At 75.3% G+C, this 2,750-nt stretch carries 2 protein-coding genes; both read right to left on the bottom strand.

What is annotated here, in order from left to right; genetic code table 11:
• Positions 1–400: MFS transporter (locus tag ABD323_RS30535; RefSeq protein ID WP_344445271.1), on the bottom strand; the 400-nt coding region annotated here is incomplete at its 3' end.
• 146 nt (positions 401–546) lie between these two features.
• Positions 547–2,526 (bottom strand): AAA family ATPase, encoded by a 1,980-nt coding sequence (locus ABD323_RS30530; protein WP_344445270.1) that lies wholly within the window; start codon positions 2,524–2,526, stop codon positions 547–549.
• Positions 2,527–2,750: the final 224 nt, after the last annotated feature.

The raw sequence follows: 2,750 nt of genomic DNA, 5'->3' as shown, positions 1-2,750 counted from the left end.
GTCCGGGGCCGGCGGGGAAGAGGTTCATCGCCCCGGCGCCGAGGCCCTGGACGGCGCGGGCGGCGATCAGCGCGCCGGAGGAGGGGGCCAGTCCCGCCGCCAGCGAGCCGGCCGCGAAGAGGGCGAGGCCCGCGATCAGCACCCGGCGGCGGCCGAGCAGGTCGGCCGCCCGGCCGCCCGCCAGCAGCAGCGCCCCGAACGCCAGGCCGTAGGCGTTGACCACCCAGGTGGTGCCACCGTCCGACAGCCCGACGCCGGCCCGGATCTGCGGCAGCCCCACGTTCACGATCGAGGTGGCGAGCATGACGGTGAACTGGGCTGCGGCGAGGACGGTGAGTACGGCCGCCGGCCGAGGGGCGGCCACCGTGCGCCCCGACTGTGGGGGTGGGAGGTTCTTCATGACGGACAGCCTGGTCCGGGGCGGTGTCCACTCTCCAGGCCCGCCGGGGGCCGGGACTGTCCACCGCTGTCCGCGACTGTCCACCCGGCCCGCAAGCCCCGTGCCCGGGTGCCCGCCGACTCCCCGCTCCCGGGCGCCCGCCCCCGTTACCGGGTGCCGTGCAACTCCAGCTGCCACAGGGACTCGCAGAGCAGGTCCAGGCCCTGGCGCACGTGCCGCCGGTAGGTGCCGTACGGCAGCGCGAGGCGGCGGGCGGCGGCCTCCTGGGTGGGGGCACCGGAGAAGAAGCCCGCCGCCAGCGCCTCCTTGGCGCGCACACCGCGCGGGTCACCGGCGAGCTCGTCCACGGATGCGCGCAGCAGGGTGCGCAGGTCCTCGACCGGATCGGTGGAGTCGGCCGCCAGGCGGGTGCGGGTCAGGGCGCAGACCGCGAAGGCGCCCGGGTCGCGCCAGTGCGTCAGCGCCTCGCGCACGGCCTGGTCGAACGCGGTGCGCGAGAGGGCGGACGGCCCGGGCAGGGCGGGGACGTCGGCGTCCGATATGAACCGGCCCAGCCAGGTCTCGACGGGCACCAGACGCCAGTCGACGACGAAGACCCCGTAGGTGTGCTCGCCCACCAGCGGCCTGGCACCGGTGTCACTCAGGGTCCCCCTGACCCGCTCCGCCCAGGCGTCGGCGTCCCGCCAGACGGCGAAGCCGTAGGCGCGGCCACGGGCCCGGGCGGACTCCGCCTGGGCGCGGGAACTGCTGAGGTCGATGACGCGCGAGGGGACCTGGTACTGCTCGGGGTAGACCGTGAAGCGGCTGACGCCGATGTGCTCGTCGGGGCCCACCGGCGCGGTGGCGTCGGTGTAGGCCCAGGCGGCCGCGACGACCGGATCGGTGGCCACGTCCCGGGGGTCGGCGGGGGCCGGCAGGGCGAGTCGGGCCGTGAACGCCACCAACCGGCCGGTGGTCACCAGCCGGTAGACGCTGAACGCCTGTGGCTGGCGCTCGACCCAGTAGCGGACCAGTTCCGCCGAGGCCGGCCCCTCGGCCTCCTCGGCCATCCGCAGCACGGCCTCCAGGTCCTCCGGCCGCAGCGGGCAGTCGTGCACCTCGTCCTCCCGCGACCAGGTGCGCATCCGGGCCAGGCTCTCCAGCTCGCGGAAGAGGTAGAACAGCTCGTCGGTGACCGTCCACACCCGCTCCTCGGGTGCCTCGCGCAGCATCCGCAGGTACTCCTGCGCGAGCCGCTGGCGCATCGTCACGAAGGCGTGCGGAGCGCGCCAGCGCAGATCGGCGGTCAGCGTCCCGCGCGCGGCGTCGTGCGGATACAGGCCCCGCGGAGCGGACTCCATGAAGGGCAGGTCCCTCAGCCAGCCGAACAGCAGGTGGGCGTCCTCCTCGGGCAGCACCGCGGCCAGCAGTTCCTCGGAGGTCGAATGCGCCTGCGCCGCCACCTCCAGGGCCCGGCGGTGGGCCGCGGTGGGCACCTCGCCGATCAACCCCGTCAACAGCGTCCGTAGCAGATCGGCCGAGGGCGCCCAGACCTCCTCCCTGCTCCAGCCCGTCGAGCCCGCGGCCGCCGCCAGGGACAGCGCCAGCGGATTGCCCCCCGCGAAGCGCAGCACCCGCTCGCGCAGTTCGGGGCGGACCTGCGCGGTGATCAGCAGGGTGCGGGACTGCTCGGGCGAGAACGGCTCCAGTTCCCGTACGGACAGCACCCCGGCCCAGGCCGGATCGGCGAGCCACTGCGGCTGCGGCGCGAGCCGACCGGCCAGCACCACCAACGTGTCGTCCGCCGCGCGCGGCAGGAACCGCTGCCACAACCAGCTCTCCAGCCACTGGCAGTGCTCGAAGGAGTCGACGAACAGCACCGTCCCGGCGACCTCCAGGAACGCGGCGGCCGCCCGCTCGAAGTCGGCCGGGTCCCGACCGACGAAGCGGCCGTCCACCTCGACGAGCCGGCGTCCGGCCGCACGGGCCCGGTCCGCCAGGCACCGCAGCAGCGCCGACTTGCCGATGCCCCCCGGCCCGAACACGTAGAACGCGAACGGCGCCTGCGGATCGCCCGCCAGGGCCCGCCCGAACCGGTCGAGTTCCTCCTCCCGGCCGATGAACGCCCGTTCCCGACCCCTGCTCAACCGCTCTCCCACGGACACCACGTAGAACTCCCATCCCCTTGTGCCAGCACCGGACAGACCCGCCCGGAGATCCCCTGCAAGCCCCGCCGGCCGTCGACCGCCCGCCCCCCTTCGGCCCCCCCCTGGGCGGCCCCGAGGGCCTCACGCCCCTCCCGCGCCCGCTCCTGGCCCAGCCCCACCTGACCATGGCGGTCGACGGCTACCCGGACCTCGCCGCCCTCACC

It is taken from the genome of Kitasatospora nipponensis, assembly GCF_039528135.1.
In the GTDB taxonomy this organism is placed as follows: Bacteria; Actinomycetota; Actinomycetes; order Streptomycetales; family Streptomycetaceae; genus Kitasatospora; species Kitasatospora nipponensis.
Note: the sequence above shows the minus strand (reverse complement) of the source record. Positions and strands in the feature narration are given on the sequence as shown.